The following is a 4,999-nucleotide window of genomic DNA, read 5'->3' as shown; positions in this document are numbered from 1 at the left end:
AATAGTATCTTTGCAGACAGTAAAATGTTTTAGGAAAAATAAAATGTATAATATAAATTATAATTTGTTTTTAAACTATCTTTCAAGGCGTTAAGCCTCCAAATTTCTTTTCATAAAAATAATTTCATAAAAAATAATTTTAAACAAAATTTTTTAATAAAAATGTATTCTTAACTAAAAAATATCAGAGGAGTATTGTATTATGATAAAAGTATCTGTTATAGGTGCAACAGGCTATGCAGGAATAGAATTAATAAGACTATTATTATCGCATAGTAAAGTAGAATTAAAAAATCTTTCTTCAAAAAGTTTTGTCGGTAAAAACATTAATGAAATATATGCCAACCTAAACAAAAATTGTGATAAAATATTAGTAGATGAAAATGAAATATTTGAAGATACTGATGTTGTATTTGCTTCGCTTCCTGCAGGATTAAGCGATGACATTGCAAATAAATGCTTTGAAAAAAATATTTTGTTTATAGATTTGGGTGCTGATTTCAGACTAGATAATGAAGAAGATTATAAAAAATGGTACGGCAAAGAATATAAATACAAAAATGTACATAAAGAGGCAATATATTCAATACCAGAAATAATTAAATATGATAGTGTATATAATAAAAAAGACTTAAACAAAGCAAAAATTATAGGAAACCCCGGATGTTATCCTACTTCTATAGGCTTAGCATTAGCTCCAGCATTGGTAAAAAAAATAATATTAAAAGATGATATTATAATAGATTCAAAATCAGGGGCTACAGGTGCAGGACGTGAATTGAAATTAAATACTCATTTTACAGAATGTAATGAGGCTTTCTCTCCGTATAAAGTTGCAGAACATAGACATACACCAGAAATAGAACAGACATTATCAAATATATATGGAGAAGATATAAAAGTAACTTTTGTTCCTCATTTGCTTCCATTAAATAGAGGTATAATTTCAACAATATATGCCAAATTAGAAAATAAAAATGATACATTAGAAAATATACACAGTATTTATAAAGAGTTTTATAAGGATTCAAAGTTTGTAAGGGTGCTTAATATAGGAGAGACTGCAAATTTAAAATATGTTAAATACTCAAACTACTGTGATATATCTTTGCATATGGACATCAGAACAAATAAATTAATAATAGTATCAGCAATAGATAATATGGTAAAAGGAGCAGCAGGACAGGCAATACAAAACATGAATATAGCATTAGGCTTTAAAGAAGATGAGGGATTGAATATAATTCCTCCAGCTTTCTAAAACATAATAAGTTTATAGCTAGTAACAATAAAAGGTGAATGTATTAATTTTATTACTATAGCTTTTTAAAATTAAATAGTAAAAATATCAATAAATTAAAAAGAATATAATTAACATTACTGTAAAATATTTTGCACTTTTTGGTTCTTTTTGCGGCGGGAAAAATAACAATAAAAAACCGACAAACTCAAAAATTTTTAGTATATACCAAAATCGAACAATTTTTATTAATAATAAAAGTTAAAAGAGAGTTTATATATTTAATAATAAAAACAATGATTAAGTAAAAAATAATAGGAGATTATAAATGGATAGTTTTAAACAAATTGAAGGCGGTGTATGTACTGCTAAAGGTTTCAAAGCAAATGGAGTACATGCGGGCATAAAGAAAAATAGTGAAAAAAAAGATTTAGCAATCATTTACAGTGAAAGTTTATGTTCAGTAGGTGCTGTATATACACAGAATAAAGTATGCGGAGCGAATATCACTGTAAGTAAAGAACATTTAAAAGACGGCAAAGCAAAAGCTGTTATATGCAATTCTGGAAATGCTAATACCTGCAATAGAGACGGAGTTGAAAAGGCAAAAGAAATGTGTAAACTAGCAGCAGACGTTTTGGGTATTGATGAAAAAGATATTGCCGTTGCTTCCACAGGTGTTATAGGTGTGCCTCTTAATATAGAGCCTATACAAAAGAATATAAAAGCATTAATAGATAATTTGGGTCATTCCAAAGAACATGCTAAAAATGCAGCAGCAGCTATAATGACCACAGATACATTTATGAAAGAAATCGCCTATGAATTTGAAATTGACGGTAAAATAATTCATATAGGCGGAATGTCAAAAGGAAGCGGAATGATTCACCCTAATATGGCAACTATGCTTGCATTTGTAACCACTGACTGCAATATTACAAGTGAGATGCTGCAAAAGGCATTAAGCGAAGATGTAAAATCCACTTATAATATGGTTAGTGTTGACGGGGATACATCTACTAATGATATGTGCGTAGTGCTTGCTAACGGAGAAGCTCAAAACAATATAATAGATAAAGAAGATAATAATTATAAAATATTTTGCAAAGCATTAAATATGGTTAATACATATTTATCAAAACAAATGGCTAAAGACGGAGAAGGTGCTACAAAATTAATAGAATGCGAAGTAATAAATGCTAGCAATATAAAATTGGCTAGAAAAATAGCAAAATCTGTAATTACTTCAAATTTGGTAAAAGCTGCTATGTTCGGATGTGATATGAACTGGGGACGTATTTCATGTGCTATAGGGTATACTGAAGACGCTGATTTTGATATTAATAAAGTATCTATCAATGTAGGTTCTAAATATGGCGAGATGAATGTTTATAAAGATGGATACGGTGTAGAGTTCAGTGAAGAAGAGGCTTTAAAAATATTAAAAGAAGATGAAATAAAAATTACAATAGATATGAACTGTGGTACAAGTAAAGCTGTTGCTTGGGGCTGTGATTTAACTTATGACTATGTAAAAATTAACGGCTCTTACAGAAGTTAAAAATCAGAAGTAAAAAAATAAAAAAACTAGGAAATAAAAAATGGAAAATATTTCAAACAGAGATAAAGCATTTATATTAAATCAGGCACTCCCATATATGCAAAGATACACTGGAAAAACAGTTGTTATAAAATACGGCGGAAGTGCTATGGAAAATCCAGAATTAAAAAAGAAAGTGATGAGCGATGTTGCTTTGCTTTCTACTTTGGGAATAAGAGTTATAGTAGTTCATGGCGGCGGGAAAGATATTACTGCTATGCTTAATAAAATTGGAAAAGAGTCAAAGTTTATAAACGGACTTAGATATACTGATAAAGAAACAGCAGAAGTAGTAAAAATGGTGCTTGCTGGAAAGGTTAATAAAGAATTAGTAGCTTCTCTTGAAAACTGTGGAGGAAAATGTTTGGGTATATGCGGTATTGACGGAGGTATGTTTAAAGTAAGTAAATATAAAGGTGATGTAGATTTAGGATTTGTAGGCGATGTTGATAGTGTAGATACTGATTTATTAAATACAATTATAACAAATAAGTATATTCCAATAGTTGCAACTATAGGATGCGATAAAGAAGGAAATGTATACAATATTAATGCCGATACTGCCGCTGCCAAAATAGCAGAAAGTCTTAAAGCAGAAACTTTAATATATATGACTGATACTCCAGGACTTCTAAAAGATAAAGATGATGAAAGCTCTTTAATAAGCCAGATAAATATTAAAGATATAGATAATTTAATAAAAGACGGCACTATATCAGGCGGTATGATACCTAAAGTTAAACATTGTATAGAGGCTGTTGAAAATGGAGTGTCAAGAGTGTTTATAATAGACGGAAGATTATGCCATTCGTTATTAATAGAAATGTTTACCGATGAAGGTATAGGAACTATGTTTTATAAAGATTAATAAAGTAAACAAATACAAATGAGGGTAAAAATATGCCATGCAAAAAAACAAATAAACAAAATACTGAAAATAGTGATAAATCAAAATTAAAAAAAGAATATACAAACAACAGCAAAAAATACGTTGCTAATACTTATGCTAGATTTGATTTAGTTTTAGAATCTGGAAACGGAGCAAAATTAAAAGACATAGAAGGAAAAGAATATATTGATTTAGGAAGCGGAATAGGAGTTAATAGTATAGGATACGCTAATAAAAGCTGGATTAATGCAGTAAATAATCAGGCTAAAACCCTTCAGCATACTTCAAACCTATACTACAATAAACCTTATATAGATTTAGCAAAAAAATTATGCTCTATAACAAAATATGATAAAGTATTTTTCTGTAATTCAGGAGCAGAGGCTAATGAAGCTGCTATAAAATGTGCAAGAAAATATTCATTTGATAAATATTCAAAATACGGAGAATATAAAAGAAATAAAATAGTAACATTAAAAAACTCTTTTCATGGCAGAACTATGGCTACACTATCAGCTACAGGTCAGGAAGTTTTTCATAATTTCTTTTTTCCATTTTTGGAAGGCTTTTCATTTGCAGAGGCTAACAATTATGAAGATACTGTTTCAAAATTAGAAGATAATGCTTGTGCTGTAATGATAGAGCTTATACAGGGAGAAGGCGGAGTTATACCTCTTGATAAAGAATATGTACAAAATATAAAAAAATACTGCGAAGAAAATGATATACTTTTTATAGTAGATGAAGTGCAGACTGGAGTAGGAAGAACAGGCAAATTCTTATGCTCTGAACATTTCGGCATAAAACCAGATATAACTACATTAGCTAAAGGCTTGGGAGGAGGTCTCCCTATAGGTGCTATGCTTATGGATAAAACTTGTTCTAATGTATTTAATAATGGAGATCATGGCTCTACATTTGGTGCCAATCCTATAGTGGCAAGCGGTGCTTTGGAAGTATTAAACATTATAGACAAAGATTTATTAAAAGAAGTAAGTAAAAAATCTAAATATATAAAAGATAAATTAATGAAACTTGATAATGTAGAAAGTGTTGACGGTATAGGCTTAATGCTTGGAATAAAACTTAAAGAAGGATTAAATGCTAAAGAAATAGTAGAAAAATGTATAACAAAGGGGGTAATACCTCTAACTGCCAAAACTAAAATAAGACTTCTTCCTCCTCTTACAATAACAGATAAAGAACTTGAAAAGGCTGTTTCTATACTTTGTGAATGCATAGGATAATTAATTAATTAATTAATTAATTA

Annotated in this window: 4 protein-coding genes; all 4 read left to right on the top strand. The window is 29.2% G+C overall.

All coding sequences use genetic code 11. From position 1 onward, the window contains the following. Positions 1-202 precede the first annotated feature (202 nt). The 4 genes from argC (at position 203) to KQ44_RS02070 (ending at position 4,976) form a co-directional block, all read left to right on the top strand. On the top strand, positions 203-1,261 hold the full coding sequence (gene argC, locus KQ44_RS02085; protein ID WP_096736027.1) for an N-acetyl-gamma-glutamyl-phosphate reductase: 1,059 nt from the start codon (positions 203-205) through the stop codon (positions 1,259-1,261). Between the two features lie 307 nt (positions 1,262-1,568). After that, positions 1,569-2,801, top strand: coding sequence for a bifunctional glutamate N-acetyltransferase/amino-acid acetyltransferase ArgJ (gene argJ, locus KQ44_RS02080; RefSeq protein WP_096736026.1), 1,233 nt, complete (start codon positions 1,569-1,571; stop codon positions 2,799-2,801). Between the two features lie 40 nt (positions 2,802-2,841). After that, positions 2,842-3,708 (top strand): acetylglutamate kinase, encoded by an 867-nt coding sequence (gene argB, locus KQ44_RS02075; protein ID WP_096736025.1) that lies wholly within the window; start codon positions 2,842-2,844, stop codon positions 3,706-3,708. A gap of 32 nt (positions 3,709-3,740) precedes the next feature. Further along, positions 3,741-4,976, top strand: a complete 1,236-nt coding sequence (locus tag KQ44_RS02070; RefSeq protein ID WP_096736024.1) for an aspartate aminotransferase family protein — start codon at positions 3,741-3,743, stop codon at positions 4,974-4,976. The last annotated feature ends 23 nt before the right edge of the window (positions 4,977-4,999 follow it).

The organism is Brachyspira sp. G79 (assembly GCF_002379365.1).
GTDB lineage: Bacteria > Spirochaetota > Brachyspiria > Brachyspirales > Brachyspiraceae > Brachyspira.
Note: the sequence above shows the minus strand (reverse complement) of the source record. Positions and strands in the feature narration are given on the sequence as shown.